Annotated in this window: 21 protein-coding genes; 15 read left to right on the plus strand and 6 right to left on the minus strand. The window is 45.9% G+C overall.

Features of this window, described 5'->3' with window-relative positions:
* The first annotated feature begins 79 nt into the window (after window positions 1-79).
* The 4 genes from P5704_024360 to P5704_024375 all read left to right on the plus strand — a co-directional run bounded on the left by P5704_024360 (window position 80) and on the right by P5704_024375 (window position 3,228).
* Entirely contained in the window at window positions 80-793 is a 714-nt protein-coding gene (locus P5704_024360) for a hypothetical protein (protein WOF81933.1), read from the plus strand.
* On the plus strand, window positions 777-1,502 hold the full coding sequence (locus P5704_024365) for a hypothetical protein (GenBank protein ID WOF81934.1): 726 nt from the start codon (window positions 777-779) through the stop codon (window positions 1,500-1,502). Before P5704_024360 ends, P5704_024365 begins: the two co-directional genes overlap by 17 nt.
* Window positions 1,503-1,513: 11 nt before the next feature.
* Complete coding sequence (gene csf2, locus P5704_024370; protein WOF81935.1) at window positions 1,514-2,563, plus strand: type IV CRISPR-associated protein Csf2; 1,050 nt, start codon at window positions 1,514-1,516, stop codon at window positions 2,561-2,563.
* Between the two features lie 98 nt (window positions 2,564-2,661).
* Entirely contained in the window at window positions 2,662-3,228 is a 567-nt protein-coding gene (locus P5704_024375) for a hypothetical protein (protein ID WOF81936.1), read from the plus strand.
* A gap of 743 nt (window positions 3,229-3,971) precedes the next feature.
* On the opposite strand, the gene P5704_024380 is transcribed toward P5704_024375, so the two are convergent.
* Window positions 3,972-5,546, minus strand: coding sequence for a hypothetical protein (locus P5704_024380; protein WOF81937.1), 1,575 nt, complete (start codon window positions 5,544-5,546; stop codon window positions 3,972-3,974).
* 242 nt (window positions 5,547-5,788) lie between these two features.
* Here P5704_024380 and P5704_024385 point away from each other — a divergent pair, with 242 nt between their 5' ends.
* The 3 genes from P5704_024385 (at window position 5,789) to P5704_024395 (ending at window position 11,838) form a co-directional block, all read left to right on the plus strand.
* On the plus strand, window positions 5,789-7,693 hold the full coding sequence (locus P5704_024385) for a class I SAM-dependent DNA methyltransferase (GenBank protein ID WOF81938.1): 1,905 nt from the start codon (window positions 5,789-5,791) through the stop codon (window positions 7,691-7,693).
* Window positions 7,690-8,880: a hypothetical protein gene (locus P5704_024390; GenBank protein ID WOF81939.1), complete on the plus strand. Its 1,191-nt coding sequence runs from the start codon at window positions 7,690-7,692 to the stop codon at window positions 8,878-8,880. The genes P5704_024385 and P5704_024390 overlap by 4 nt, the downstream gene beginning before the upstream one ends.
* Window positions 8,881-9,021: 141 nt before the next feature.
* Complete coding sequence (locus P5704_024395) at window positions 9,022-11,838, plus strand: DEAD/DEAH box helicase family protein (GenBank protein WOF81940.1); 2,817 nt, start codon at window positions 9,022-9,024, stop codon at window positions 11,836-11,838.
* A gap of 133 nt (window positions 11,839-11,971) precedes the next feature.
* Here P5704_024395 and P5704_024400 read toward each other — a convergent pair whose 3' ends face one another.
* The 3 genes from P5704_024400 to P5704_024410 form a co-directional block, all read right to left on the minus strand.
* Complete coding sequence (locus P5704_024400; GenBank protein ID WOF81941.1) at window positions 11,972-12,364, minus strand: hypothetical protein; 393 nt, start codon at window positions 12,362-12,364, stop codon at window positions 11,972-11,974.
* A 185-nt stretch (window positions 12,365-12,549) separates the two neighbouring features.
* Complete coding sequence (locus P5704_024405) at window positions 12,550-13,632, minus strand: RNA ligase family protein (protein ID WOF81942.1); 1,083 nt, start codon at window positions 13,630-13,632, stop codon at window positions 12,550-12,552.
* Complete coding sequence (locus tag P5704_024410) at window positions 13,629-14,846, minus strand: AAA family ATPase (GenBank protein WOF81943.1); 1,218 nt, start codon at window positions 14,844-14,846, stop codon at window positions 13,629-13,631. Before P5704_024410 ends, P5704_024405 begins: the two co-directional genes overlap by 4 nt.
* Window positions 14,847-15,177: 331 nt before the next feature.
* Here P5704_024410 and P5704_024415 point away from each other — a divergent pair, with 331 nt between their 5' ends.
* From P5704_024415 to P5704_024440, 6 genes are all read left to right on the plus strand, one after another.
* Window positions 15,178-15,657, plus strand: coding sequence for a regulatory protein RecX (locus tag P5704_024415; protein WOF81944.1), 480 nt, complete (start codon window positions 15,178-15,180; stop codon window positions 15,655-15,657).
* 218 nt (window positions 15,658-15,875) lie between these two features.
* Entirely contained in the window at window positions 15,876-16,061 is a 186-nt protein-coding gene (locus P5704_024420; GenBank protein WOF81945.1) for a hypothetical protein, read from the plus strand.
* Window positions 16,051-16,815, plus strand: coding sequence for a Fic family protein (locus tag P5704_024425; GenBank protein ID WOF81946.1), 765 nt, complete (start codon window positions 16,051-16,053; stop codon window positions 16,813-16,815). The genes P5704_024420 and P5704_024425 overlap by 11 nt, the downstream gene beginning before the upstream one ends.
* A gap of 109 nt (window positions 16,816-16,924) precedes the next feature.
* Window positions 16,925-17,353 carry a translesion error-prone DNA polymerase V autoproteolytic subunit gene (gene umuD, locus P5704_024430; GenBank protein ID WOF81947.1) on the plus strand — a complete coding sequence of 143 codons (429 nt, stop codon included), beginning with the start codon at window positions 16,925-16,927 and terminating at the stop codon, window positions 17,351-17,353.
* Window positions 17,354-17,357: 4 nt separating this feature from the next.
* A complete protein-coding gene (locus P5704_024435) occupies window positions 17,358-18,611 on the plus strand; it encodes a Y-family DNA polymerase (GenBank protein ID WOF81948.1) in 1,254 nt (417 codons plus the stop codon).
* 87 nt (window positions 18,612-18,698) lie between these two features.
* Window positions 18,699-21,131, plus strand: coding sequence for a Helicase associated domain protein (locus tag P5704_024440; protein WOF81949.1), 2,433 nt, complete (start codon window positions 18,699-18,701; stop codon window positions 21,129-21,131).
* Window positions 21,132-21,183: 52 nt separating this feature from the next.
* Here the strand turns inward: P5704_024440 and P5704_024445 are convergent, their stop codons facing one another.
* Both P5704_024445 and P5704_024450 read right to left on the minus strand, forming a co-directional pair.
* Window positions 21,184-21,921: a hypothetical protein gene (locus P5704_024445; protein WOF81950.1), complete on the minus strand. Its 738-nt coding sequence runs from the start codon at window positions 21,919-21,921 to the stop codon at window positions 21,184-21,186.
* A 22-nt stretch (window positions 21,922-21,943) separates the two neighbouring features.
* Window positions 21,944-23,284: a tyrosine-type recombinase/integrase gene (locus P5704_024450; protein WOF81951.1), complete on the minus strand. Its 1,341-nt coding sequence runs from the start codon at window positions 23,282-23,284 to the stop codon at window positions 21,944-21,946.
* 486 nt (window positions 23,285-23,770) lie between these two features.
* Between P5704_024450 and P5704_024455 the strand changes: the two genes are divergently transcribed.
* Window positions 23,771-24,865: a hypothetical protein gene (locus P5704_024455; protein ID WOF81952.1), complete on the plus strand. Its 1,095-nt coding sequence runs from the start codon at window positions 23,771-23,773 to the stop codon at window positions 24,863-24,865.
* Window positions 24,866-25,601: 736 nt separating this feature from the next.
* Window positions 25,602-26,546, plus strand: coding sequence for a hypothetical protein (locus P5704_024460; protein WOF81953.1), 945 nt, complete (start codon window positions 25,602-25,604; stop codon window positions 26,544-26,546).
* The last annotated feature ends 12 nt before the right edge of the window (window positions 26,547-26,558 follow it).

The following is a 26,558-nucleotide window of genomic DNA, read 5'->3' on the forward strand; positions in this document are numbered from 1 at the left end:
TGATCTCTGCATCTCAGATGGTTGCACCCTACTTCAAAACGCATTATAAAGACAGCCGGTTTAGGCATGGCAGATCCAAATGACAGCGTACAGAGTCGACTTTAGGCTAGGTAGCCGGATTGCTGCTGATGATGCCAGAGCGGGTTCGGCGAAATTGATGTCAGGTGTTCAGGAAGGGCTCGTTGGGGCACTGATGAATTATGAAGTCCTTAGTGAGGACGAGCGTCGGACGAAAAACGCCTTGGCGCCTGTGCATTTCGCTAGCATAAAGGATGGTTTTTCGTTGATTGGATACGGAGAAACCGGAAAAAGCATCCTTAATGACGTCACTCATCTGCTTGCCGAAGCATGGTCAAAGCACCTGGGTTTGCCGGTGAGGCTAAATAGCCAGGAGATTCCAACGGGGATACAAAGCCGCCCTTATCGCATGATGTATACCGTGCCCCGCATCGTCATTCAGAAAAAAAGCAGACATCGAGACATCATTAAAACAGCTGAGCAGGGCAAGCCTCACGTAGAAGGCCTTATATTGAGAGGGCTCAAAAAGCACGCAGAAATGCTTTGCTTGTCCTTGCCTGACAATTTAGAAATAAATTTTGTAGGCTGTGATTCGAATTTTGCTGCCAAACTTGGCCATGGGGGAGCTTGTCTTGCTGGTATGAAGGGGGTTCGGTTTGAAGCAAATGCGGCCCTGAAAGGCTATTGGACAATGGGCTACATAACCTCCAAAGGATACGGCCTATTAAACGCCGATATGTCAAGAGGAGGTTTGTTTGATGCTCCGTTCCAGTGAGATAATTTCATCAGCACTCAATCTTTCGCCATCTAAAGGCCTCCCTGTATGGGTAGATGAAGATACTCACTGCTCACATTGCGCTATCGCCATCAAGGAAGGAGATGTATACAGCCCAGTTACCTTGGGCGCCTTCTTCAGTGACACGCGTGACCTATGCAATGATGCAGCTATCGTCTGCTGGCGTTGCGTACACCTGCGCAGCAAGGTCTTTCTTAACGGGTTGTCGTACACCGTTGTTACAAATGATGAAATTTATCCAATCGCTCAAAATATCCACAAGGCATGGCTGTTTCTTAGCCCTCCAGAGCCTCCATTTGTAGCGATCAATTCATCCTCAACGATGCAGCATTTGTCCTGGCGAACACCCGTGACACTCGACAAGCAGAGAATATCAATTAGATTCGGGCCAAAGCTGTTTGTCGTTAAACCTGCCAATATTCGCAAGGCTCTTGACATCGCATTGTCTATTACCGCAAAAAACCAAGGCAATTGGATATCACCCATGATTCTTGACCGCAAGGCAAGTCAGGAATATCACGGGCTGATTAACCCAAAATCTATTGCCTTGATGAGTCTGGAAGAGATTGATTTCTTTGTCAGCCTTTCGCCTGGAGATCGTTGGGCTTTGTCTGCGGTAATGCAGTCAAAACTTCCGAATCCAATCAAACCAGACCCTATTACATCCATCATCCACAGCAAGCTGTGAAAGGATCGAGTGTGCCAAATTTTAATGTCTCCGTTATCTTTCGCAATGTAACGCCGATGCACTCATCATCTCCGACAAAAAGCACGATCAGTCTTGATGGGAAAATCGGGGCACCGCTAGGATTTCCATTCACGCGCATGAGATCAATGAACATTCCAGCGCAGATGGGTGATGGTCTTCTAAGCGTTACTAAAATTCCGGTAGTTCCTGGAAATACCCTGCGTAATTTGCTCAGACGCTCATCTCTTTCGACTGTGTTCGGCCAGATGCGTGGGCAACAGACTTTAAGCGTAGGCGCATACGCTGCTGCTACCGCTGGTAGCGCAAGCGGTAATCCTGAAGGTCGGCCATCTACATTTGATGAGACGATGAAAGTTCGCAACCATGTATTCCTTGGACTCTTTGGGGGTGGCCCACGCCTCATCAAGGGAAAACTGTCTGTCGACTCTATGTACCCGATCATAAACACTGCAACTCGGGTGATTGGTGAAGGATATGAAGATCGAATGGTTAGTGGTCAAATTCTTGAAACAATATGGGTTCGCCGAGTTGATCCAATTGCAATAATGAGCATTGAAGACCCAGAGCAAGTTATTTCAAATGCTCGTGAATCGATTACCCAGTGGGCAATAAACAGTCTTGATCAATCAAATAAGGCTTTAGAAAAGCGATCAAAGAAAAAAAAGGGAGAGTTTCCTGAAGAGCAGGGCGATACCGAAAGCCGTGGCCTGAACGCCTTTAACGCTCACGAAGTAGTCATTCCCGGTATCGATTGGCGTTGGAATGTATTACTCAACAGCCCAACCCAAGCACAGCTTGGTCTCGTGCTGAAAGCTATTAAGGACATCGAAGATAATCAAATGCAGGTTGCTGGTGGCAACTCACGTGGTTATGGTCTAGTAAGCATTGAAGATATCACCCTAAACGGTGAATCAATTTGGGCATCAAAAAACTACACAGAATCTGTAGAGCCTTATCTTGATGCGTTAGCAGAAGATCTTGATCTTCTTAGCGCTAAGGATTTCGAATCATTTGTCGCGCTTACTGAGGCTGCTTCTTGATGGATCCGCTTCGGATTAGCATTTCCCTTAGAGGGCCAATGGTTGAACCGTTACAGGCATTCCATCTAGATGCTCTGCTAGGCTCATTACGCGTTCAGATGGAAGAAGATGCACGCGGGGCGATTGATCCAAAAACGGTACACCATGATATTCCAGTAGATAGATACACGAGCCCTAGCGGCGCATGGGTGTTTAAGGCATCTGCATTCAAGTTGACCAAGCTTTCTCCCACATTCCTTTGGATGCAGACCGGTAGAGCAAATCTTATTCAGGCCGCTGAGGACAGGGCGAGCGGATTATTGAGCCTTAGGTCGGCTAAGCCAGTCACGGCAGGAGGCCCATTCAAGAGCTCTGTGTCTCAGGTTGACATGGTATGGGCTGAGCTTACGGCTTATGCGATTGGCAACCAGTTGGAAATCGAAAAATTGCTTGCTCAATGCGCTCAAGTAGGCGCTCGTCGCTCGACTGGGTTTGGCAATGTTTCATCTATAGAGGTGGAGGTCGTTGACCAAAGTCTTTGCCATTGGGATTGGCGAGCGCTGCCTGAAGACTACAACGAGCATCTGACCCACAGTGATTCTCTCGTGCTTGCTCAGGGTAACCTGCGTGCGCCTTACTGGGATAAGCGATCATATGAGCGTGTTTTCGTTCCATCAAGTTTATAGCTGACTGATTGCTTTAAAAGTAGTTTCCGTTCTTTAATATATTGGCATGAATACAATATTCACCAGCAAGCGGTGGTGAGCCTGTGACTCAGGTTATCGTTCGTGAATTTGCCATGTCATCCCTATATTTTGGGGGTGGGCCGCCCCCAGCCAGCATGACCACGTCTGCGTTTAAGTATTCCCTAATAGATTAGGGAGGAGCCTGCGGGCAAGCGACGTCTGATCCTGGTCGAGTAATGTTCCACGCTTCGCGGGGGTGGGCCGCGTTCAACCGGTTCTATCGGCCAGCGGATGCGTTTTCCCTGCTTTACAGGGGTTAGCCGGTGACTGCTATTGAGATAGTTTCTATTTTACATGTTCCCCGTTACATGGGGGTGAGCCTAATGCAGAGGTAACGTAGCTCAATTACCTATGTATTCCACGCATTTCGTGTGGGTGAGCACGCTTCATCAGCATCTTTTCCCTTGTCGTTCCTGGATTCCTCGTTTAGCGAGGATGATCCAGCAGCGTTCTGGGTCGCACCGGTGAAAGAAGGTGTAAGCGAACTTATTCCCGCATTAGCGGGGTATGCGTCGGGGATTTGGAACAGCTTCCGCCCTGTTGAAGTATTCCCCAGTAACACGGGGATGAGCCGAAGCAGGTCTCTCACATACGCACTCGGTATATGTATTCCCCGCAAAACGGGGGTGGTTATTTATACCAAAAGCGTTTATAGGACAATAATAAACGCTTTATAGCAAATATCACGGTGTATTAAGTGACTCGCAATCCAGATTGATCATCCATTTCTTGACAGTGGTAATTTTCGAAGCTAACTTCCTTACTTCATCGCTATCCATATAATCCATAATATTGAATTCCACTAAAGACGGGTCGAATCCGTTTTTCTTCATGATTGAAGGTAGATTTCCTGCTGTGACCAAGAAGACAGGTACGTCTTTAAGTTTTGGAAATGAATTTTCCCTCTTGGCCGATGCGTTAATTATCACATTATCACTGAATATGTTACTTGAAGCCTTAAAAATTAACCTTAAATCTGTTATCCCGGCGCGTTCGATTGCTTTCCCCATTTCTTTGGACTCGTATTGTTCTGGGACGTAAGCAAAGAGCGAAGGATTAATTTTAATTATTTCATCAAGAACAGATTGGAGAGTGTCTTGTTGGATGACTGCTTGCACATGGTCAATCGACAGATATTTAGAGCATGCAAATATAGCCGAAATTACTCCATTTGTTCTGTACTCTGGATTAATTCTGAAAATGCACGCAGGGGACGTATCCCATTTATTGCCTTCAACCCATACGGATAATCTTGGTTTAGTTTTTATTTTGGAAAGCTCAGATGCGGCATTCCTCATTTTTACGAATTCACCAGCACTCATGTTCATTATCAAGTCTTTCATAGCATGAGCTTTATGAGATTTAATCCATTTAACTTTCTCTTTTTCAACATGCAGCATGATTTCGTTATGCTTCATCTTCACGGTGTCGATAGATTTTAGCTCTTTACCGTTAGACTTTATTTCTTTAACTTTTCTCTCAACCTCTACTCTTTTTCCATCAATGTAATCGAACTCAACAATTGAGGTTACCCATCCCAATGGAATTTCTACATCAATACTGTGATATAAAGTAATTAGAGAATCACGCGTTGAGGATGAAATCGGAAAAGGTGTCTCACATGGCAATCTCAGTCCATCTTCACCTTCAAGCGTAAACTCTTGCAAAGATTTCGGATTTATTACAATTTTACGATTTGCTCCGTAATCAAGCGTGTTTGAAATGTGCAACCTTTTCTGCCTGACATAAAACGTGTCACCCTGATTAAGAATATCACCATCGATTTCAACGGTTACTTCATTTGGAATAGTAACCCCATACCTGACTCCTCCAAATATCATTGATGTAAGTTCAGATTTATATTGCCTGTCGAAAATATTAAACTGGTAATTGCCATATACATAGCATATTCGGTTTTGAATGAAGTCGACAGCATGAATGTATTTCGCCATTTCGATTTCGTTTTTGAAGTTTTCCTTCAGATACCATGGTTTCGTAACTTTATAAAGTTCGTAAATCTGATGACTATCCGTATCTAGCATGCCTCTAAGCATTAATAGATTCTGCAACACCAAAGGCCTATCACTGTCATTAAGTGATTTACAAATTACAGCCATCTCCATGGCATAATCAATCAGTTCGCCAAGATTAGGCTTGTAGTCGCAAAATGGATTATGTGAATAGGTAAACTCAGGTTTCTTATCAGAACTTATCTGATGAGGAGTACCGTCCACGCTAAGAAATTTAATCGTTCTCATGATTCAGCCTATAAGTATAAAGGTGTGGCGGTTCTGCGCTCTGAGCCCCAGGCCCATGGTTCAGAATTGAGAAAATTTAGCTACCTTCTTAGTACCAAATTTCGTATTTTTCATGAAGTGGATGCCGTAAGGTCGCCGTTTCCGCCTTGTGAATGGCTGCTATGATAAGGCCTTGAATGCAGTTGTCAATCCAATGCGCCTGTATTACGATAGGTCTTTATTGACACGAAAAGGCCCATCTGATGTCTACCACACGCCAAAAACTATTCAGTACGATCTGGAGCATTGCGGAAAACCTGCGCGGAAGCTACAAGGCCAACGATTACCGCCGCGTCATCATTCCATTTACCCTGCTTCGCAGGATGGAATGCGTGCTTGAAGACACGCGTGAAGAGGTGGCCAAGGCATACGAAGCGCTTGAGGTGGACAGCGTTAGCGATCTCACCGAAGAGCAGGTCAGAGACCTGACCAGCATCAGCGGCCATCAGTTTTTCAGCTCCACCAGGATCACCTTTAGCGAGATGAATCGTGACAAATCGAATTTGTACACAAATATTCTCGCATACTGCAAATCGTTCAACCCAAGCGTCTTAGACATCTACGGCGAGCTGAAATTTTCCAATGAGATTGTCGAGCTTCAGAAGCTTGGCATCCTAGAAGGCTGTGTGCGTGATTTCTCCAAGGTAGATTTGCACGAAAACGAAATCAGCAACCATGACATGGGGCTTCTGTTTGAAGAGCTTCTTCGTCAATTCAACGATTTGTCGCCAGCTGGTGAGCAGTATACGCCACGAGACGCAATTGACCTGATGATGGAGATCCTGCTGGCTCCCGATGTCGCCAATAGTGGCTCGGCAATCAACACCGAATACAAGCATGTGAAGCTTTATGACCCCACCAGTGGGACAGGAGGGATTCTCTCCGCTGGTCAAGACAAGATGGAAACCGTAAACCCGAAGCTAAGGGTCAAAACGTATGGTCAGGAAATCAATCCTGAAACCTATGCGATTTGCAAAGCAGACATGCTTATCCGGGGACAGGAGATCAAAAACATTCGCCTGGGCAATACGCTCATGAAAGACCTTCATCCAGATGAAAGCTTTGACTATATGGGCGCTAATCCGCCGTATGGCGTTGACTGGAAGAACGCAAAATCCGAGGTCGAGGCCGAGCTTAGCTCAACAACGAATCGATTCAAGGGTGGACTGCCAAGGGTCAGTGACGGCCAGATGTTGTTCACACAGCACCTGCTTAGCAAAATGAAACCCATTGAGAAAGGCGGTAGCCGCATCGGTGTCGTCCATAGTGGCTCGCCTCTTTTTAATGGTGACGCAGGCAGTGGTGAATCAGAGATCCGCCGCTATCTGCTGGAGAATGACTACCTTGATGCAATCGTCGCGCTACCGACCGACATGTTCTACAACACCGGGATCGGTACGTTTATCCTCTTCCTGACCAACCGCAAAGAAGCGAACCGCCAGGGCAAGGTGCAGCTGATCGATGCCAGAGATCTTGGCTCCAAGATGCGCAAGCCGCTTGGCAGCAAGCGGATGGAGCTCACAGACGAGACCATCAGCCAAATCAAAGACATTTACATGAGATTTGAGCCAAGCAAGATTTCCAAAATTTTCAGCAATGACGACTTCAGCTTCCGAAAAATCAGCATCGAACGGCCTTTACGTATCAAAGGAATTGACGTGAACCGGGCGTACAGCACAAAAGAGATCAAGGCTTTGCTTGAAGAATTTGGCACCGATGAGTCAGCTCCACGAGTCATTTCCAAGATCTATCCAAAATCGGCTGTGGCCCAACCGCTCTATGGCTTGTACAACGCTGTCGTCAATGGAAAACAGGTCGTGGTGTCCTACGCTTCTGACAAGTCCCTGAAAGAAAGTGAGTCCATTCCTTTCGGAACCTGCACTGCCACCTACTTTACGAATGAGGTATTGGTTCATGCGCCTGACGCCTGGATCGATGAAGCTGTGCGTGATGATAAGGATGGTAAGGTCGGAAAAGTCGGTACAGAAATCAGTTTCAATCGGTACTTCTATCAATTCAAGAAGGCCCGATCTAGCGATGAGATTGATTTTGAAATCAAGGAATTGACGGCAGAATTCATGAGTCTATTGGGCGAGGTGGCTGTATGAATCCTATAAATATATTTGAATCAGAATGCCCATCAGATTGGATGCGAGTGAGGGCGCAACATGTTTTTAGTAATGTTTCGGAAAGAAGAACAGAAGATGATGTTCAGCTATCTTCTTCTCAAAAGTATGGAGTATTACCCCAGAGTCTTCTTATGGAGATGGAAGGAGTCAAATATGCTCTAGCCCATACAGGTATTAACGGTTTTAAAAAAATATTATGCAAAGACTTTCTAATCAGCCTAAGAAGTTTTGAGGGCGGATTTGAGATGTCTAGTTATGACGGCTGTGTTAGCCCAGCATATACTGTTTTAAGGCCGAACTCCGCAATATGCCATGAATATTGGAAATATGTATTTAAGTCCAATCTATTTATCGGGATGCTAGGCGCATATAATATTGGAATTAGAGATGGCAAGTCGGTGCGCTACGATGATTTCGCAAACTGCATTTTAGCCATTCCAAATTTATCTTTACAAAATAAAATAGCCAAATACATTACACAAGAAACAGCCCGCATCGACACCCTGATCGAAAAAAGCAACAACCTCATCAAACTCCTCAAAGAAAAACGCCAAGCCGTCATCACCGAAGCGGTAACCAAGGGTTTGAACCCAAATGTGCCGATGAAGGATTCGGGGATTGAGTGGATGGGGGAGGTGCCGGAGCATTGGGTGATCAAGAGGATTAAATGGGAAGCTAAAGCCTACAGCGGAAAAGATAATAAGTCTCTTCAAGGCGTATACCCTCTGTATGGAGCTAATGGGGTGATCGGTTTTTCAGATAGAGCCTCCATGAGATCACCCGGAGTACTAATAGGAAGAGTAGGTTCAGCAGGCTCAATTACATTTATTGATGAAGCATCCGGCGTTTCTGATAATGCATTAATTTATTCTAATAAAAGCTTTACTGCACCAAGATTTGATTATTATTTACTCCAGTCGATAAACTTTGAGATGGATATTTCGAGAAATGCTCAGCCGCTCATTACCGCTACAGATATTCAAGAAAAAATCGTTTGCGTTCCAATTGACTTGGCCGAACGAATCTCAATTGCAACATATCTTGATAGCTTTACCCTAAGAATCGACTCTCTATTAGAAAAAAGCCTAAAATTAATAAATCTATTAAAGGAAAAGCGCCAATCTATCATCACAGAAGCGGTGACTGGAAAGATTGACCTCAGGTAACAGGTAGACGAACAAACAACCCGGAGACGTTATGCTCCGGGTTTTTATTGCCATATGGCTATGTTTGGCTATATAGAAAGTTTAGGGTTTGCATTAAATCAAAGCATGGCATAATGGCTTAAAAATAATAAGGCCATTTCAATGTCTAGAAACAACCTCAATGAGCAGTCTTTCGAATCAAGCATTGTATCCTACTTGTCGGCAAGCAGTTATATTGTCCAGGCCAGCAGTCTAGACTTCAACCAGAAGACAGGTTTCATCGACAGTCACGTCATCGAGTGGATCCAATCGTACTATTCAAACACTTATAATCTTTATGTTCAGGCCTTCCATGAAAAAGCTGATGAAAAACTCATAAGAGATGTACGTTCCGCCATTGATAAAGAAGGTACACTTTCAGCATTACGGAAAGGGTTTCTCTTGGAGTTTGGTGATGAGATCAAGCTAATGGGACTCCCTGATGTCGCTGGCTCAAATAAAAAAATTCAAAAACAACATGAAAACAATCATCTAACTTTTATTCAGCAGCTATACATAGATGATCATGGAAGAAGGATAGATATAGCATTTTTCCTAAACGGCATTTGCATCTTTACCTGGGAGCTCAAGCACTCATCCAAGCAGAGCGTGGAAGATGCTATGGATCAGTACAGAAAGCCAGGGCGTTACCCAACAGTGTCACCCATCCTGAAGCCGCTCACGGGGGCTTTGGCTCATTTTGCAATAAGCAACGAGTACGTTTACGTCACGACCGAGTTATGCGGCACTCAGACGCGCTTCCTGCCGTTTAACACAGGCACAGAAGACGGCGGTGGCAACCCAGTAAATCCAAGTGGTTATGCGACGAGCTATCTGTGGGAGCGTGTGTTTGCTCGCGATAATCTTCTTGAGCTGATTTCAGATTATTTGTTTGTTGAAAACGGGCGTCTGGTTTTTCCACGCTTTCACCAGTGGGATTGTGTTGAGCATATGAAGCAGGAAGCCAGGTCTTTCTGCGACTCCAGGCAAACCAAAAAACGACTGCTTGCTCAACATTCTCCTGGATCGGGGAAGACGAAGACCATTTCATGGCTGGCTCATCACTTAACAAGACTTAACCAGAAGGGAAGGATGGTATTTGATTCAGTTATCCTCGTAACTGATCGAAAGATGCTAGACAATCAGCTGAAAGAAGCTATGAGCGGGTTTGATAAGGCTGAGCATTTTACCCACGCTGGTAAATCGAAAAGCCTTGCCAAGCTTATCCGCAACAAAGAGAACATAATCACCACGCTGCATAAATTTCATCATGCCTTTAAAGGAGTTAAGCGTGCTGTAAAAAGCGGGCGTGTAGCTATTATTATTGACGAAGCCCACTCATCTCAGAGCGGTGAAATGTCAAATACGATGATTGAGAAAATTAGTGAGAACATCGGTGAGAATATGGTTCTTTATGCCTTCACCGCAACGCCTACCTCCAAAACGCTCGACATCTTCGGAAAGCCAGATCATGTCTACTCGATGCGCCAGGCGATTGCAGAAGGTTTCATCGTAAACGTTCTAAAGAAAGTTAGCTTCAATTCTTTTGTATTTACGACCACCGTCGATCCTGGCAGTGAGCATATTGAAGTTGACGCAAAGAACTTTAAAGGGGAAGTGTTCAAGTCAGCTTTAAGATCTGAGCCAATGATCAAGCTAAAATCCGAGTATATCCTTCACCATTTTTTGAATAGCGTATACCCAGTCTCACCTTGGGCCAAAGCGATGATCGTAGCAAACGACATAAAATCCGCTATTGCCTATAAAATAATCATTGATAGGCTGATCAATAGCAAAGGTCTTGGCTACAAGACTTTAATAAGCTACACGGGAAAAGCATCATTACCAGAACTGGATGTCCCTGATGAGATTCCTTCATCTGTTTTATGTGGGTTGGGGTATGTAAAAAGCGACGACCAGTGGATTCGATCTAGCTTTGATACTGATGAATATCAATTTTTAATCGTCGTAAACAAGTACACAACAGGATTTGACCAGCCTAAGTTGATGGCGATGTACATCGATCAAAAAATGGAAGGCGTGCGACTCGTCCAGACTATTAATCGTCTTAACAGATCATATCCAACGAAAACGGCTGAAATGGTACATGTTGTTGATCTTTCTGGAAACACGCCAGAGGTCTACAAGGAATCGGTTGAGCCATATTACGGTGAAACCGAAATAACTGGTGATAGTAGCATTAGCTGCAACATGATCCAAATCAAATCGCGGTTGGCTGCGTACAGTATAACCGATGAAATAGCCTCCGCTTTTGACGCAAGCCATCATAAAGACCCCTTTATGTCAGAATTGAAAAGTGTGTTAATAAAAAACCATGCGCAAGCAATTCCCTTGATTTTGCATGCCATAAGCTACTATATCGGGAACTACCCATTTGCCATTAATGCAGGTTTTCCTGTCGATAGAAGTTTCTTCCATCTACTCCTTTCCCTGCGTGGATACCTAGTTGAGTTTTACGAGATCAATGATGGAAAAAAACAGAATTCCGCTTTGGATGCGATTGATATCAGCGACGTTAAACATGTAAAAAGTGAACAGATCGACATTACTCCGACCCAGGATGAAGCCCTGATGGGCACGGATGGTATACCATCCCCTGTAGCAATCGAATCAAGCGTAAAAACCGTAGCCGAATGCCTAAATGAGATTAATGCTCAAATGTTACAGATTATGAGCGCAAACGGAATTCAGCCTGGGCAGGGAGGCATAAACATAAAAGATGTAATGGGCTGTTTGACAGAAGGTGAACGTGAAGAGCTTTTGGTTAACGACATGGAAGATATTTTAAAGGACTCGGATGCAATCAGAAGCCTGATGCAATTTGGTAGCAAAATTGGAGCTACTGATATTGGTACGCTTTCAGCATCATTAGCCATGCTCATCAAGACCAACCAGTCATCAATCAGGGCGATGTACTGAATATAATTTTTCTTGAGCTATCCTGGTTTGGCAGGGTTGGAAAATACCCCGCCAAAGATTTTCAAAACATAGAGTGGACACAGTTTTCTGTATGACCAACAACTTTTAATTTAGGCCTTTGAGCATCTGGTAGTTATCGATAAGGCACCCAGACCTTTTGTACATTATCGTAGCGCTTCCACGCATTCAGGTCGCCATAGATTTCTTTGATCTTGGCATGATCCCGTTTGTCTAGCAGATCGTAAACGACCTTTTCTTCACATCCCGTGAAGTGGCTGATCCACAAGTCAACAATATACCGCCCCCTTAACAGAGCAAAATCATGCCCATCACTGCCCTGAATTTCACTGTGCGTAGCAGATGGGTTTTCTTCACTACTGAAGCCGTATAGCTCACCTTCACCCATTTCTTTTATCACGAAGATGGCTGAGTTGGTGCAGATGAAAAATTGCTCGCCATTAGGCAGGTACGAGACCCCAGAAAACTCTTTATCAGGGTGCTTTTTCTTAAATTCATCTTCATACAAACCCGTGACATAGTCCTCCTAGTAAACGCCTATTTTTTCCTCATCCCTGAATCTTTCTTCTAACATTCGTTTATAGTTCATTTGTTTAATCTGCTTATATTGTTGCAGCGCGTATTTTTCGATTGATTTGATTTTCAAGTAAAAATACAGGCAGCATTGTTTCTGTTGGAGCTCTTGGTTAATTTCTAAGAGTCGTATTGACAATCTGTTTCTTTTCTATTGATTTTATTAACGCTCTTTTTATCTTTGTTTAAGCAATTGGATACGACAGCCTGATTCATCCAGTGCTTGTCTGTTTGAACATGACCTTCACGTACGAACTTGGCTACGCAGTGCCTGAATTCACGGTAGCTAAATGGCCTTGTTAGCGAAAGCACATAGCCCTCACAGCGCTCAAGATCGAGCTCCTTAACGATGGATTCAGCGCGATCCCGTGAGTAGATGAACCGATCTATCACAGGCACAGGGCGGATACCCAGCATGTCCAGGTAAGCGACGGTATCGTCCCAAGACAGCCTTACGTTTTTTTCATTCCAAATGGAAAATGCCTCAAAATATGATTCAAGGTTGTCGTAACCAAGAGAATGACGAGCAAACAGGTTCTCGCCGCAGATGCGCCAGCCCTCCGGTATCTCGTGCTTGATTTGCCCCCAAAAATTCTTGATCCAATCACGCGATGGGTGATGTCGTCCGTCAAGACTTCTTGCATGATAATAATCAGCGTAGAGGGTGGCATTTTCCCCATCACGTTTTTCGGTCAGAATGACTTCTTGACCGATGAAATGAGCATCACTGGCCAAAGACCGATCATCACGCTGGACGCCCTGAGACCAGGGCACGTGGGGAGTCGAGGGATATTTGTAGTAGGGGCTGAAATCATCAAGGCATTCGCCTTTGATCAGCCACTGTTGCACATCTGGCTCGTCGAAGAGCTCGCCCTTGTAGCGCACGCCAGTCGGCCTGACGCTGTTTCCCCAGCAATCGTACCGTTCATCCAATGAATATGAATCTGGAAGAATTGGCGTTTTGATGCCTGCCGCATTCCTTACCAATTCGACGGAAAGCGTGGTCTTAAGCAGTGCGTCACGGTGCTCTGTGCATAAGGATGCGCCGTTATCGAGATAATGACCCCCATCCTCCCATAGCCTTGTATCTAGCAAATGCTGTACAGCTGTAGCTCGTTTTTTACAGCAAACGCATGCCCCATCATCACGTTCCATCACCAGTTCTTTAAAAAGAGATGGGCTCAGTAAAATTGATCTACTCATGGGAATGACCTTGTCGAGCTATCATTGCTCTCTACTTCATGCTTCTTGGTTTTCATCTTTTCGGGGGTTTCAACCAGATAGCTTACCTTCGCAGCCTCTGTTGGGAGAGGCACCTCCCATTTGAATAGCATTCGCGTCAGATCCTTGTTGGTGAGCGACGTATCCCGCCTTTGGTTCCTGGCCAGCAAGATGTGCTCTGGCTGCTCAAGGTAAACCAGATTTACATCTGCGTTGTAGCGATGCAAAAGATCCAGCGTCTTGTCACGCATTTGCCTGGATAGGTGAGTGGCGTTCCACACGAAAGGCTCTCCCTTTCGCAATAGCTCTTTAGCCATATCTACGGCATGATGCGCCACCATGCCCTCGTTTTTTCCGTGAGCGAGCTTGAGCGCAGCCCTGGAGTCATCGAAGGATACAACCGGAAGATCAGGCATGTTTTGACGAACCCAGCTATCTTTCCCACTCGCTGGTATACCGCACATCACGGTGACGTTAGACCCTTCAGACTCTCTGAATAGAGGGTAGTCAGGACAGACATTTGCACCATTGAGGTAGGCCATGCGCGTATAGGCATCAGCAAATTGTGCCGGCTTATCAAGGCAATTCATTTCTTCCGCCATCATTCTGAAGACTTCGATATCAACGAGCACCTTGTCACGATCCGGGCTGATCCTGCCAATCATGTCAGCCTTGGCCACAGCGCAAAGCATCCATAGCGGAAGCTCCCACGATAGTTTGTTGATCAGGTACTCCGGGCTCTTGCCCTGATTGTTCCCGGATAGCGCAAAAAACGGGAGCTGATGGACGCTGATGATTCTGCATATTTGCTCGCGCTGCTCGAATGGCACTCCTGCCCGCCACAATAATAATCTTGCATCAATAGACCCTCGCCTGGAATGGCCAGGCTGAGAGATCTTCCTTGTAACCTCGTCGATCACAGTGGTCGCTGGTTTCGAAATGTCGTGCAATAAAGCGCTATAAAAAAGAGAAAAGCGATCTTTGTCATTAGCCCTGGCGTAGTCTGCATCGCCAACAAGCGCTTCAACCACCATTTTTGTGTGCGTCCAAACATCCCCCTCACCGTGGTGATGAGGATCTTGTGGCGTATCTCCAAGCAAACCAAGCCCAGGTATCGAGTCAAGGCAAGCCTCATAATCAGGCTTACCAGCAGCGGGCGGCACTAAACTGACGAGATTTTCGAGATTTACATTCATTTTAATCCACTCTGAGATTCTGTGGCCTACCTGTTACTTGATAGCTCTATAGGCTTCAGTATACCCGACGAATGTAACCGCTTTCAAACTCAGAAACGCAAATAAGGTGAATGGATTTAACAGGCATTCAGAGAGGTTGAGTCCCATTTGCTGGCAGTTTCAATGCTTCCGGAGAGTGCGAAAAGGTCTTTCTATTGACTTTTGCGAGGTCTTGACCCACATTTAGCATTGCGGTGTATGGTATTAGCCGATTCTTGCTATATGGCTTTTACTGCCGAATAATGTGCAAACGATGATCATGTTGCGCTTTCTTTTGCTTTTTGGAGAATGAATGTTCAAGCAAAGATTTAAGGAGAAAAAATTAAAGGACAAATCTGGTCTTGAAGGCTATGGTCTATGGCTACTCTCACAAAGAGAGATGTCCAGAAAATCCGTTATGGATAAGATGCTTGGCTATGCTGAAAATAAAGATGATGTAGATTTAGTACTTGATAGGTTGGAAGAGTTAGGCTATTTAAATGATGAGCGCTACGCTGAGATGTATGTGCGCAGTTGCAAGACATCAAAAGGATATGGGCCGATAAAGACTAAAATCAAAATGAAGGAGAAGGGCATACCATCAAACATAATTGACGCGCACCTCAACGAGAGTGACGAATGCTGGGGTGACCTCGCCATGCAGGCGAGAGAGAGAAAGTTTGGTGATTTGCCCCATGATCGAGATGAAAAGAATCGTCAGATGCGTTTTCTAGCTTCGCGTGGCTTTTCCTTTAGCCAGATCAGTAAGGCTTTTTTGACGCCTGAAGGATAGCCTACAAGTTTCCAGAGCTTTCTCACCTGAAGGGCGACGGTCGAAGACCGAGGTCATGTAGGATTTCAAGTTGATGTCGCACAAGCTAAAGCTGGTGTTGTGCTTATTATATCGACCTGGGTGATTATAGGTTATTAATTGAGCATATTTCATCTGTATATTGAAATATTAGTTGTCATGTGCTATAATTAAAAAAATGATACCTTTTGGAGGTTGACATGGCCTTGCTAAGTGAAACTCAAAAGCGTAAAAATTATGCTGATCAAGCTAGGGCCTCTGCTCTAATTGAAGGAATTCCTCAGACTGATAAGGCTAAATCACTTTCTGAAAGATATGTGAATGGTGAAATAACCATTAGTCAGGCAATAAAAAAAGCGCGGGCGGATTACAGCCTTGAGCCATGATGATCCACACTACTACGTTGATCATGGCGAAGGGATAGATGATCCTCACGTTTACGATAACGGCGTTTTAATCAATACAAAGAGTATTAGAGACACCTCAACTCTTAATGAGTTTGAGGCTACAATGTCTGAGCTACGATCTATCGAGATTTTCGAATCTCCAATTGAAGGAACGTTCGGTCTAGCGCATGCAAAAGCTGTTCATAGGCATCTTTTTCAAGATGTTTATCCATGGGCAGGCAGCATAAGAGAAACAGACATTGGGAAGGGGAGTACCGTCTTCCTTAATCATAGATTAATTATAGATAGCTTTAAGAAAGTCGATGATTTTTTAGTAGAATCTTCTCTTTTGATTCGTGGTGAACATGATTTAAAGTCTTTTTCAGAAAAAGCTGGAATTTACTTGGGGATGGTAAACTTTATCCACCCGTTTAGGGAGGGTAATGGTCGAACGCAGCGTCATCTTCTCTCTATGCTTGCCTATACGCATGGAATTGAAATCAATTGGCGCCCAATTGGTAAAGAAGCAATGCGCTCCGCCTGTATCGAAGCTGAAATTGATCCTACTTGCCGAAAGCTTGGTAGGCTTATCATGTTGTCTAGCAGCCTGCTCCAAGAATCTCAAGCTACGGTCGAAACAGATGTCGTGTCTAGAGCTTTAAGATCTTTCGATAATCATGGCCTTGACTCATCAAGCAAATTCTTCAGTCAAATAAGGCAAATCTCAAAATCCAAAATTGATTTCGAGCCCTGAAAGCCTAGACGCCTCTCAGATTCTGTAGCCATCCATTAGTCAGCAGCCCCTTTCGGACTAGGCTCTCCAAAGCTATCATTCAACACTGTCCATCCATACAGTGCTGCCCGTGAAAGCGCATTTTCTCTCTGCCGCAGGCTCCAATAGCTGCACCACCCTGGGCTTTCTAGGCCGGGTAAGCTGCGGATTTCCGTCGCCTGCCGCCGACTACCATGAGCCAGATCTGTCCCTGGATGACCTGGTGGGCATAAGCCCCACATCGTCCATCTTTCTGTTCAGGGCTAGCGGCGATTCCATGATCGATGCTGGCATCCATGATGATGACATCCTCATTGTTGACAAGGCGAAAACAGCTGTCGACGGTGACATCGTCATTGCCTGTCTTGAAAACGAGTTTTTGGTCAAGCGCCTTATGCATGATGAGGAGTCCAGGCCGGTTCTTATGCCAGAAAACAAGCGATACAAACCCATCATCTTGGGGGAGGGTGAGACATTGCTGGTATGGGGTGTCTGCAAATGGGTGCTTCACAAGCTCTAACGCCATGATCGCGCTCATCGATTGCAACGCGTTTTATTGCTCAGCAGAAATCCTTTTCAAGCCATGGCTGGCAGATAAGGCAGTCGTCGTTGCCTCAAACAACGATGGCGCGATTGTCAGCCGGACTGATGCGGCCAAGAAACTGGGCATCAAGATGGGGCAGCCACTGTTTGAAATCCAGAATCTGATCGAATCTGGCCAAGTGACCGTGTTCAGCTCCAACTATTCGCTTTACCAGAGCTTGAGCAACAGGATTATGGCGGTGATAGCTGAGCACGCGCCACGCGCAGTCATTTATAGCATCGATGAATGCTTCGTTGATCTCTCTGGTGTCGCTGAGCTGGAGGCGTGGGGGAGGGTCGTTCAAAAGCAGGTCATGAAACGACTCGGAATGCCTGTTGGCGTTGGGATAGGCCGAACGATGACACTCGCCAAAATGGCAAGCTATGCCGCAAAAAAATGGAAGCACAAAACGGGTTGTGTGGTTGTACTCGATGATGTCGTGAAGGAGAGGAAGCTACTGGCGTATGCCCCTGTAAGTGAGGTTTGGGGCGTTGGGCGCAGAACAGCCGAGAAGCTTAAGACGATGTCCATCCATAGTGCCTTGGATCTTGCCCTGGCCGACCCCAAGTGGCTTAGGGGCCAGATGAACGTGAACATCGAACGCACTGCACGCGAGCTCAATGGCATGTGCAGCTATGCATTTGGATGTGAAAGCCCTGAAAAGAAGCAAATGATCGCCAGCACACGATCCTTTGGATCCAAAGTTTACGATCTCTATCAGCTTGAAAATGCTGTTTCACGATTTGTTGCGGTAGCAGCAGAAAAGCTTAGAAGGCAGCAGAGCCTGGCGCAGTGCATGCAGGTGTTTGCCAGAAGTAGCTTATTCAGGACAGAAAGGCCTTTCAGTCGTTCGGTAATGGTCAAACTGGCACACCCGACCCAAGACACTCGGGTTCTCACCCAGGCAGCGCTAGAAGCATTGCGGGGCTTTTATGTGGATGGAGTCGCCTATGCGAAGGCGGGTATCGTGCTCAGCCACCTGGTTGATGCCAAGGGCATGACTGCCGATCTCTTTGACGACAAACCAAAGAATAGCGAAGCGTTGATGAAGGTGATGGATGCGATCAACCTTCGTCAGGGTAGGGGAACTCTGAGGTTGGCCAGGGATGTGGATGCTGGATCCTGGAAGATGAGTCGAAAGCATCTGTCTCCTGAATTTACCACTCAGTGGGGTGATTTGCCTCAGGCCAGATAATGCACCTACACAAACCATTGAGACGTGAGATTGGCTTTTGGGCGGCAGCAAGAAGATTTCTCTAGAAAATTTCAGTAGCATTGCGCCATGAAATTTGACCTCTCAACTCTCGGCGAACATCAGGAAGAAGGCCTTCATGCTTGTATTGAAGCCTTCGATAAGCATGACCGCGTCCAAGCCCACATGGCTTGCGGCACAGGCAAAACCAGGCTTGGCCTGGCTGTCGCTTATGAACTTGAATCACGCGTTACGCTGCTTCTGTTCCCATCACTGCCATTGATCAGTCAGACACTGGATACCTGGATTACTGAAGGAAATCTTCGTCATCAGGATGTTCTTTGTGTTTGCAGTGACCAGAGTGTTGGTGATCAAGACGAGATCGATGATGTTGTTGATATACCCATCGAGGTAACTACATCGCCTGATCAGGTTGGTAGATTCTTCGAGACTCGATCCTTCGATGCGCCTACCTATATCTTTTGCACCTACCACTCGCTGCCATCGCTTGCGATGGGTTTGCCAATGGGGTTGATCATTGATTTGTGCATTTTTGATGAAGCCCACCGAGTGGTCGGTGACGTAGACAAAAGTTTTAGCTTTGGCTTGAATAATCACGTTGATTTAAGAATTGAAAAAAGGCTATTTCTGACCGCAACGCCGCGCCTTATCGTAACTGAAGAAGGCGAGGAGGATCAGGTTTATAGCATGTCAAACGAGGAGGTATTCGGCCCTGTTGTTTACGAGCTATCTCTTCACGAAGCCATCGAACGCGGAATCATCTGCGACTATCAGATAGTTGTATCAATCCAGGATTCTTCGCTTGTGGATCAGTATCTACTGAATACATTCGATCATGACTTGATTTTCAAGGCCGCGTCACTTTTGCAGACGATGGAAAATGTCAATGCGCATAAGGCATTCACCTTTCATCAGCGCATATCGTATTCCAAAATATTTTCTGAAGCACTAAAGCTTGTTGCGGGGCATAAGGGTAAGCCACTCGAAGCATGGCATGTTGACGGCGCAATGTCAGAGGGCGAGCGTCATGGCATCCTTAAGCGTTTCGCTGAGTCTGATACAGCTGTCGTCTCATGCTCAAGATGTCTCTCTGAAGGTACTAATGTTCCGGTAACCGATCTTGTCGCCTTCATGGATCCGCGTAGCAGTGAAACAGACATAATTCAGACCCTGGGCAGAGCGTTACGCAAAGCGCCTGGCAAGACCATGGGCTACGTACTTATCCCGCTCAGGTTAACTGAGGGTGAAAGCGTAGAACAAATGCTTGAGTCTTCATCAATGCGCCATATCTGGCGAGTGCTTGCTAGCCTGGCGGAGATGGATGCCAAGTACATCAATCAACTTAGAACAATAAGAAGGGACGTGCCTCAAAAGGATTGGTCTAATGAACGCATCGAGGTGCTGGACAAAGTAGTCATTCAGGCCACCGCTGACGTTACAGAACAAGCGTATCGGTCAATCAGATTCAAGATGATTGATAGACTAACCTCCAGATGGGATAGCTCGTTTGGAGAGTTAATACGTTTCGGCCATCATTTCGGACATTTGCGAGTCCCCAAGCGCTACATCAGCGCGTCCGGCTTCCGCCTGGGTGCGTGGTGTGTCACTCAGAGAAGCCTGGCCAGAACAGGTATGCTGAACCACGAGCGCAAAGCTGAACTCGCCAAAGCAGGGTTTGAATTCGAGCCGGCACAGAGATCATGGGATGAGGCGTTCAGAGAAGTTCTGAATTATAAAGAAATGTTCGGTACGGCAAACGTACCTTTGAGTCACGTTACACCAGAAGGTTTTGCGCTTGGCTATTGGTGCTCTGACCAGAGAAAATCACAGAAAGCCAATAAAATGACGATGGAGCGTGAAAATGCTCTTAGAAACACTGGATTTTCGTTTTCGCCAGCGGAAGATTCTTGGATGGAAAAATTCAACAAGCTGAAATCTTTGATTCAGGATCTAGGATCTATCGAAAAGGCCCTGGCTCAAGACGGAGAACTTGGAGTTTGGATAACTAACCAGCGAAATAGAAGAATTCCTGAAGAAAGGGCTAGGTTATTAAAGTCAATCGGGGTAAATCTTAAATCACGCTTTGATAATGCCTGGGACAAGGCATTCGATTTGTTGATGGATTACCTGGAGAAGAACGAAGGGAAGCATCCTCCACTGTCCTTTCGAACCGAAGATGGTTTCGCCCTGGGGAACTGGGTTAGTAACCAGCGGCAAGCCTATGCATCCTCGAAAATGTCTGAGGAAAGAATTTCACGGCTTAAGTCAATCAATTTTATCTTCAACGCAGAGGCTGCTGCCTTTGAAAAAGGGCTGAGCGAGATAAAGATATACAAAAATAAATTCGGCAACTCTAACGTGCCGAATAACTACATAAGCCCAAGCGGCTATAAACTTGGCCTCTGGATAAGAACCACCCGGCATAGAATGTTGGCTGCTCCTGATAAAGAGAGAATTGAAGCCCTTGAAAAGGCTGGGCTTGAAATTATTAACACTAAGTGAATTTATAAAAATAATTTAATTATACTTTTAGTGAAATATATTTTTGAAATAGTCAAAATGGATTTGGGACATCCGGCGCAGCGTCTTTTATGGCAAGATATTGTTCATGCGTAGGCATTTGTATTTCAATACGGCCAAAAGATCCAATTGGATGATGCTTTAAGCGAAGTGCAACTGCCTTATTCCACGCGGGTATGTATCCAAGTTTCCCAATATTAAATCTCTTTCTTTTCCACTTTCCTTCATCAAAATATTTGCAAGTAAAATACCCATAGCTTTTAGCCGCCCTCCTTTCAACTTCAAGGTGCACTCCGGAAAGACCATCTTCACGATGTCTACTATTTACTCTCACAATTGGGGAGTCTGAAAGTCTCGATGGCAAGTCGTATACTAAGTACAAAGAATCTCTGTATTCGATTGCTTTTTGGAGGGCCTGCTCTTTAGTGACAGCGCTGGTGATATGGAACGATACACGCAGACTAAGCCTTTTAACCCTGACCGTATAATGAGTTCGATTAAAGCTGATGTAACTCATGTCAATCTGGTCTTGATCCACGAAGTTACCATTATGAGCTCGCTCATCTGGATTGAGCTCTGGTGAAATGGCCAGCGCGATGTCTCGCAGCCGTAGTCCACGCTTTTTAGCACCTTTTTTGATTTCGTTAGTGATATCACTTAGCGCCTTTACTTGATCACTAACATCTGAGATTTTCTTTTCCAGGGCTGCACGCTGTTTATCCAGAGCGGCACGCTGATTTTCCAGATCCTGCAAAAGTTCAAATTTGCTCATGTGACTCACTCCGCTGGATAGACTACCTATCCTTAATACTCAGATTTCTTGAAGTGTGAGCGCGCTCATCATCAATCGCATTGTAGTAAACATTCTCGGTCGTCGACTGATGAGCATGACCGAGATCGATCTGAAGATGCTTTACAGGCCTGATCTCTGCATCAAATGTAGCAGCGGTATGACGCAGCCAGTGAAGCGATGCCGAGCGTAGTTGAGCAACCTCGCTCTCAACGCGCCCTTCAGCCTTCATCTTCATGAACGCCTTGTCGAAGACCTCTTGAACAAGTGTCCTGATGTGGCGGTCGGATAGCCCCCCACGGCCATATGCAGTCTGGAGCAATGGTGTTTTCTCAGCATGGGAGGGGTAGGGCGACAAGTCTCTGCTGAGCCGATAACGCTTTAGATACGTATCAACGAACTCCTGCTTCACCGACACCTTGCGCTTCTTGTTTCCTTTGCCGATGACATGCATCCACCAGTTACCTTCGGAGTCCAACCGGAACGCGCCCATGGTTGGTGTCCAGTTATCACGGCCTACGATATCCGATACACGCAGGTACATGGAGAACAGGCAAGCTATGATGAATAATGTGCGCTCATGGGGCGGATCTTCATCGGCCATTTCTTCAGCGGTTTCGAGAATATAAACCCACTGAAATTTACTGAGCACCCTGGCATCGCCAGCATCCTGTTGAAGGAAAGCTGAATTCTTGTCCTGACCGTCTTCTGAATCCTTGCCCTGGTTCTTGTAGCGGTTGCGCTGTTTAACCGACTTGATGGGATTGGATTCCCCCAGGCCTTCGTGAAACATGAACTCGTAAAAGCTGCTGCAAACATTGAACAATGCGTTCAGTGAGGCCTGATTGAACGAGAATTGCTCTACCTTCAGTGCCTGATTGCTTTCCGATGCTTGCTTGCGAGCAGCTTTTGACACGACCCAATTGAAAGGCCGCCACTCTTCGTTCACCACGTAGGTGTCAGAATCAGATGCTTTGCGGCCTCCGATCCTGATGAACCTTGATTTCGTGACTGGGCCTATCCACTCAGCTGGCGGATTCTGGCAAAAGGCAATGAAGTCCTGAGCATCAGTCCGCTTGAGGTTGAGAATCGGTTTCTTTGCAACCAAAATGCTCCACAGCAAAAGGCGCTCTATGTGGGTGCGGTAGCTGTTGTAGGTGGTGGCCACGCCGTTGTATTGCTTGAGGAATAGCCTCACAAGGCGGTACGAATCCAAAGCTCCTACGGCGTCTGGTTGAGCCTTCAGAAACTCCATGACCATGGGGCGCTCACGAGTGAAGCCGTGGAAATCCAGGTCGTTGAACTGCTCGTAGGTGTCGAAGAGAGGAGTAGGGCGCTTGGACATGGATTTAGATCACAGATGGATTTCGGAGATTCTCCCACAAGACGCGTAAATGGCAAAAGATGGTGCGCTGTGATGTGTCTTCCTTAGGCCGATTAACCTGATAGGTGACTGATCTTGATAGCCAAATCGGGCTAGACGATGGCGCCTGATTTGAAAACAATGTCGAGGCATTACATAAGCGAAGGCTGGCATTATACTGAGCCATCTGGTCAAGTCTTAAGGTTTGACGGGAGATCTGTTCGATGAGCAACCCAAAAACAGTGATGCCCTAATGAAAGTCATCAATGCTATAAATGTTCGACAGGGCAGAGGCGCATTGAGGTTGGCCAGAGATGTGGATGCGGGTTCATGGAAGATGACCAGGCAGCACCTCTCGGATGAATATACAACTTTCTTTGGCGCCATTTGCCGAGAGCACGCTAGCTTTAATGGCTTTTTCGCCGATTTGCGATAAGCTGATCGTATTTTCTAAGATGAGGTGTGGCGATGATGGACGAGCGTTTCGTATTGCAGAGCTTGGAAAGGGCACAAGGGTGGATTGACGCCTACTCGGTTTCTACAGGAGCCACCGCGCATGAGTCAGCTTCAACGCTGTCCCATATCTGTGGCTTTAGCAGCTGGGACGAAATGGCTCATGCCATAAGTACGCTGCGCCCGAGTTTGCCTGACAATGCCATTGGCAAGAAGTCGGTAAAGCAGCGGCACCGGGTATTTAGAAAAAGACTGATTGATATCCACGCGATGGAAGATGCCCACGCCAGGTACATCATCTCTCATCTGTCGCCATCATCAGAAAAGGCCTTTAAGCGATTTTCCCTTAATCTTGAAAAGATGTATGAGCCATCGGATGCAGGCGGATTAAACCTGATGGAAATGTTCGAAGCATTCGACATGGACGATCAGGAAAGTTTTGCAAAAGCCTCAAAAGAAATCTTTGGGGATGTCATGCCGGAGGGGTACGACTTTTCCAATTTCGAAGATCGACTACGCCTTTCCGGGGGTATAGAACCTGCTTGCTGGTTCAACATCCTGACCAGCATTGGCTGGAATGTCCTGGATGATGAAAGCTATGACGAGGAGGCCGCTTTTGGTTCACCGTCCATGCTGATTGACGAGCCAGATCTGGGCATCGTTCCGGTTTACCTGTGCGCTGCCAGCAGAACGCCATACGACCATGAAGATGGCGCCGCAAACAGCATGATGAAGGCGGCCCTGGACGACATGAGGCGGAACTGGCCGAACTCCAAGACAGGTTATATTCTTTGGAAAAATCCACTTTCAAAGCAGATAAATGGGCGTCATTACTGCCATTTAGGGATGATTCTCTATGACAACGAATGGCGCGAAGCCCTGATAAACCAGCATACCGACTCGTTTGGAAAAATGTATAAGCAGAACGAGAGCCTGGTAAATATTGACCTACCTCCATCGTCACTTGAGGATAAGGACAAAATCCTTTTGACATCGATCATCAGGCACCTGGCTGGCATGGACGAACCCGATGCCCCCAGGACAGGCTGGAAGTCAATGGAGGTGTCGTCTCCTTCCGGATGGACAAGCCTTATGATTGGGCAAGGCTGAGCGCCAACTGGAAACTGACCACGGCACTGCGTAGTGTGAATTTTCAATGAGAGGCTTTCAATGGCCTCTCAAAATGCTTTTCTGCGCCATGATGTCCTGTGTTGTTGATGCCAGACATCATCAGGGCAGGGCATCATCTGCAAGATGAATTTAGATCTTTCGACGCTTGGCGATCATCAACACGAACGTCTTCAATGATGTTTTGAGGGCTTTCGAATTCACTACCGCGTTCAAGTCCATATTGCCTGCGGTACGGGCAAGACCAGGCTCGGCCAGGCTGTTGCTTATGAGCTTGAGTTACAAACCACACTCTTGCTGTTCACGTCGAGATGACAACCGAGCCAATGTCGTGCAAAAGTCTGGAACTCTGGTGGACGTATCAAGCGAGCAACATGGTGATCGCAACCAGCTCACCGTCTCTCTAAGTGGTCGCCAGGTCTCCCTGGGCCGCTCCCGACAGAATCCGTTGAAGTCCAGGTCATTGAACTATTCGTAGGTGCCGAAGAGAGGAGTAGGGCGCTTGGACATGTATTTAGACCACGTATGGATGAGGGTAGCAACCGCTATCATGCCGATGGTGCACAAGCTAGGCGACAGCGCAGCTTGTTGTTTTGCTTTACAGTGACAAAATAGGATCTAAAGGGCACCTCTAGCTTAAAATTTGACACTAGCACAGATCAATTATCAAAATACAACCAAGGTACTCATTTGATGAATTGAAATGATAAGGTTTCTTATGATAAACAGCCAACTGGCTTTCCTTAAAGCAATTAAAGAAAACCCCGAAGCCGCTTTTCAAAGTATAAGTGAAGGTTGTCTTCACCCGGAAACACTTGTAAAGGCAATCGAAATTAGCCCTTTCAACCTTATGTATCTGCGGAACATCGAACTCACTCAAGAATTTTTGGATGAGCTAAGGGTGCTAGCGGTCTCCTTAAACAAAGAGGTGATAAGCATCATACCGGAAGAACGGCAGACGCCTGAGATGATATCAAAAATCCCATTGGATGACCCAAGAGGCATCGATCTGATATTCAGGAATGTCAATAAATCGCTTTTAACACAGGAAATGTTTGACGCGATGCTATCCAACTCAAAGTATCCGACAATGGAAGGATACCCAAAACACTTGATGACTCAGCAAAATATAATTAGGGTTGTGCGAAATTTCGCACCGGCTTTTCCATATATTCCTGATGAATACATAAGCGAAGAGGTGGCTCAGGCGATATTTCTTTGTAACCCAGGGATATTTCCATCCTTGCCTGATCAATTCAAGACGCTAGAGTTTGCAATCAAATACACTGAAACTCCAGCCCAATTGTCACGCCTTAAAAATGGTTATGCTGAACATATCGCAGGCATGTGGCTTGAGGATCCTGAATCTGTCGCGCTGAAATTCGAAGCACCACTCCCAACCGATCCAGTTAGTGCTTTAAAAGCTCTACGTGAAGCTGATGAAACCTACACGAACGAAAACTGGTTCTATCAAACGGGTGTAAAAATAATCCTTACCAAGGTTCTTGCCTCTTTCTCACCGAAAATCGCATGGAGCGCCGCAATGTGCAACGATGAAAAATCGTTAGTAGAGAAGGCATTTGGACGCGATAGGCTTGTGAGGGAGGTTGATTTGGATGCGAAAACCAAGAATAAATGGATTTCTGATAGCCTTGAAATATAAGAGTATGAAATA

Source organism: Pseudomonas sp. FeN3W (assembly GCA_030263805.2).
GTDB lineage: Bacteria > Pseudomonadota > Gammaproteobacteria > Pseudomonadales > Pseudomonadaceae > Stutzerimonas > Stutzerimonas stutzeri_G.

What these genes read in the sequence shown, in the direction of transcription:
- P5704_024360 (WOF81933.1), top strand. Translation starts at nt 80, where the DNA reads ATGACAGCGTACAGAGTCGACTTTAGGCTAGGTAGCCGGATTGCTGCT.
- P5704_024380 (WOF81937.1), bottom strand. Translation starts at nt 5,546, where the DNA reads ATGAGAACGATTAAATTTCTTAGCGTGGACGGTACTCCTCATCAGATA.
- P5704_024410 (WOF81943.1), bottom strand. Translation starts at nt 14,846, where the DNA reads ATGAATGTAAATCTCGAAAATCTCGTCAGTTTAGTGCCGCCCGCTGCT.
- P5704_024415 (WOF81944.1), top strand. Translation starts at nt 15,178, where the DNA reads ATGTTCAAGCAAAGATTTAAGGAGAAAAAATTAAAGGACAAATCTGGT.
- P5704_024420 (WOF81945.1), top strand. Translation starts at nt 15,876, where the DNA reads ATGGCCTTGCTAAGTGAAACTCAAAAGCGTAAAAATTATGCTGATCAA.
- P5704_024395 (WOF81940.1), top strand. Translation starts at nt 9,022, where the DNA reads ATGTCTAGAAACAACCTCAATGAGCAGTCTTTCGAATCAAGCATTGTA.
- P5704_024455 (WOF81952.1), top strand. Translation starts at nt 23,771, where the DNA reads ATGATGGACGAGCGTTTCGTATTGCAGAGCTTGGAAAGGGCACAAGGG.
- P5704_024390 (WOF81939.1), top strand. Translation starts at nt 7,690, where the DNA reads ATGAATCCTATAAATATATTTGAATCAGAATGCCCATCAGATTGGATG.
- P5704_024435 (WOF81948.1), top strand. Translation starts at nt 17,358, where the DNA reads ATGATCGCGCTCATCGATTGCAACGCGTTTTATTGCTCAGCAGAAATC.
- P5704_024460 (WOF81953.1), top strand. Translation starts at nt 25,602, where the DNA reads ATGATAAACAGCCAACTGGCTTTCCTTAAAGCAATTAAAGAAAACCCC.
- P5704_024385 (WOF81938.1), top strand. Translation starts at nt 5,789, where the DNA reads ATGTCTACCACACGCCAAAAACTATTCAGTACGATCTGGAGCATTGCG.
- P5704_024365 (WOF81934.1), top strand. Translation starts at nt 777, where the DNA reads ATGCTCCGTTCCAGTGAGATAATTTCATCAGCACTCAATCTTTCGCCA.
- P5704_024405 (WOF81942.1), bottom strand. Translation starts at nt 13,632, where the DNA reads ATGAGTAGATCAATTTTACTGAGCCCATCTCTTTTTAAAGAACTGGTG.
- P5704_024445 (WOF81950.1), bottom strand. Translation starts at nt 21,921, where the DNA reads ATGAGCAAATTTGAACTTTTGCAGGATCTGGAAAATCAGCGTGCCGCT.
- P5704_024450 (WOF81951.1), bottom strand. Translation starts at nt 23,284, where the DNA reads ATGTCCAAGCGCCCTACTCCTCTCTTCGACACCTACGAGCAGTTCAAC.
- P5704_024440 (WOF81949.1), top strand. Translation starts at nt 18,699, where the DNA reads ATGAAATTTGACCTCTCAACTCTCGGCGAACATCAGGAAGAAGGCCTT.
- P5704_024375 (WOF81936.1), top strand. Translation starts at nt 2,662, where the DNA reads ATGGAAGAAGATGCACGCGGGGCGATTGATCCAAAAACGGTACACCAT.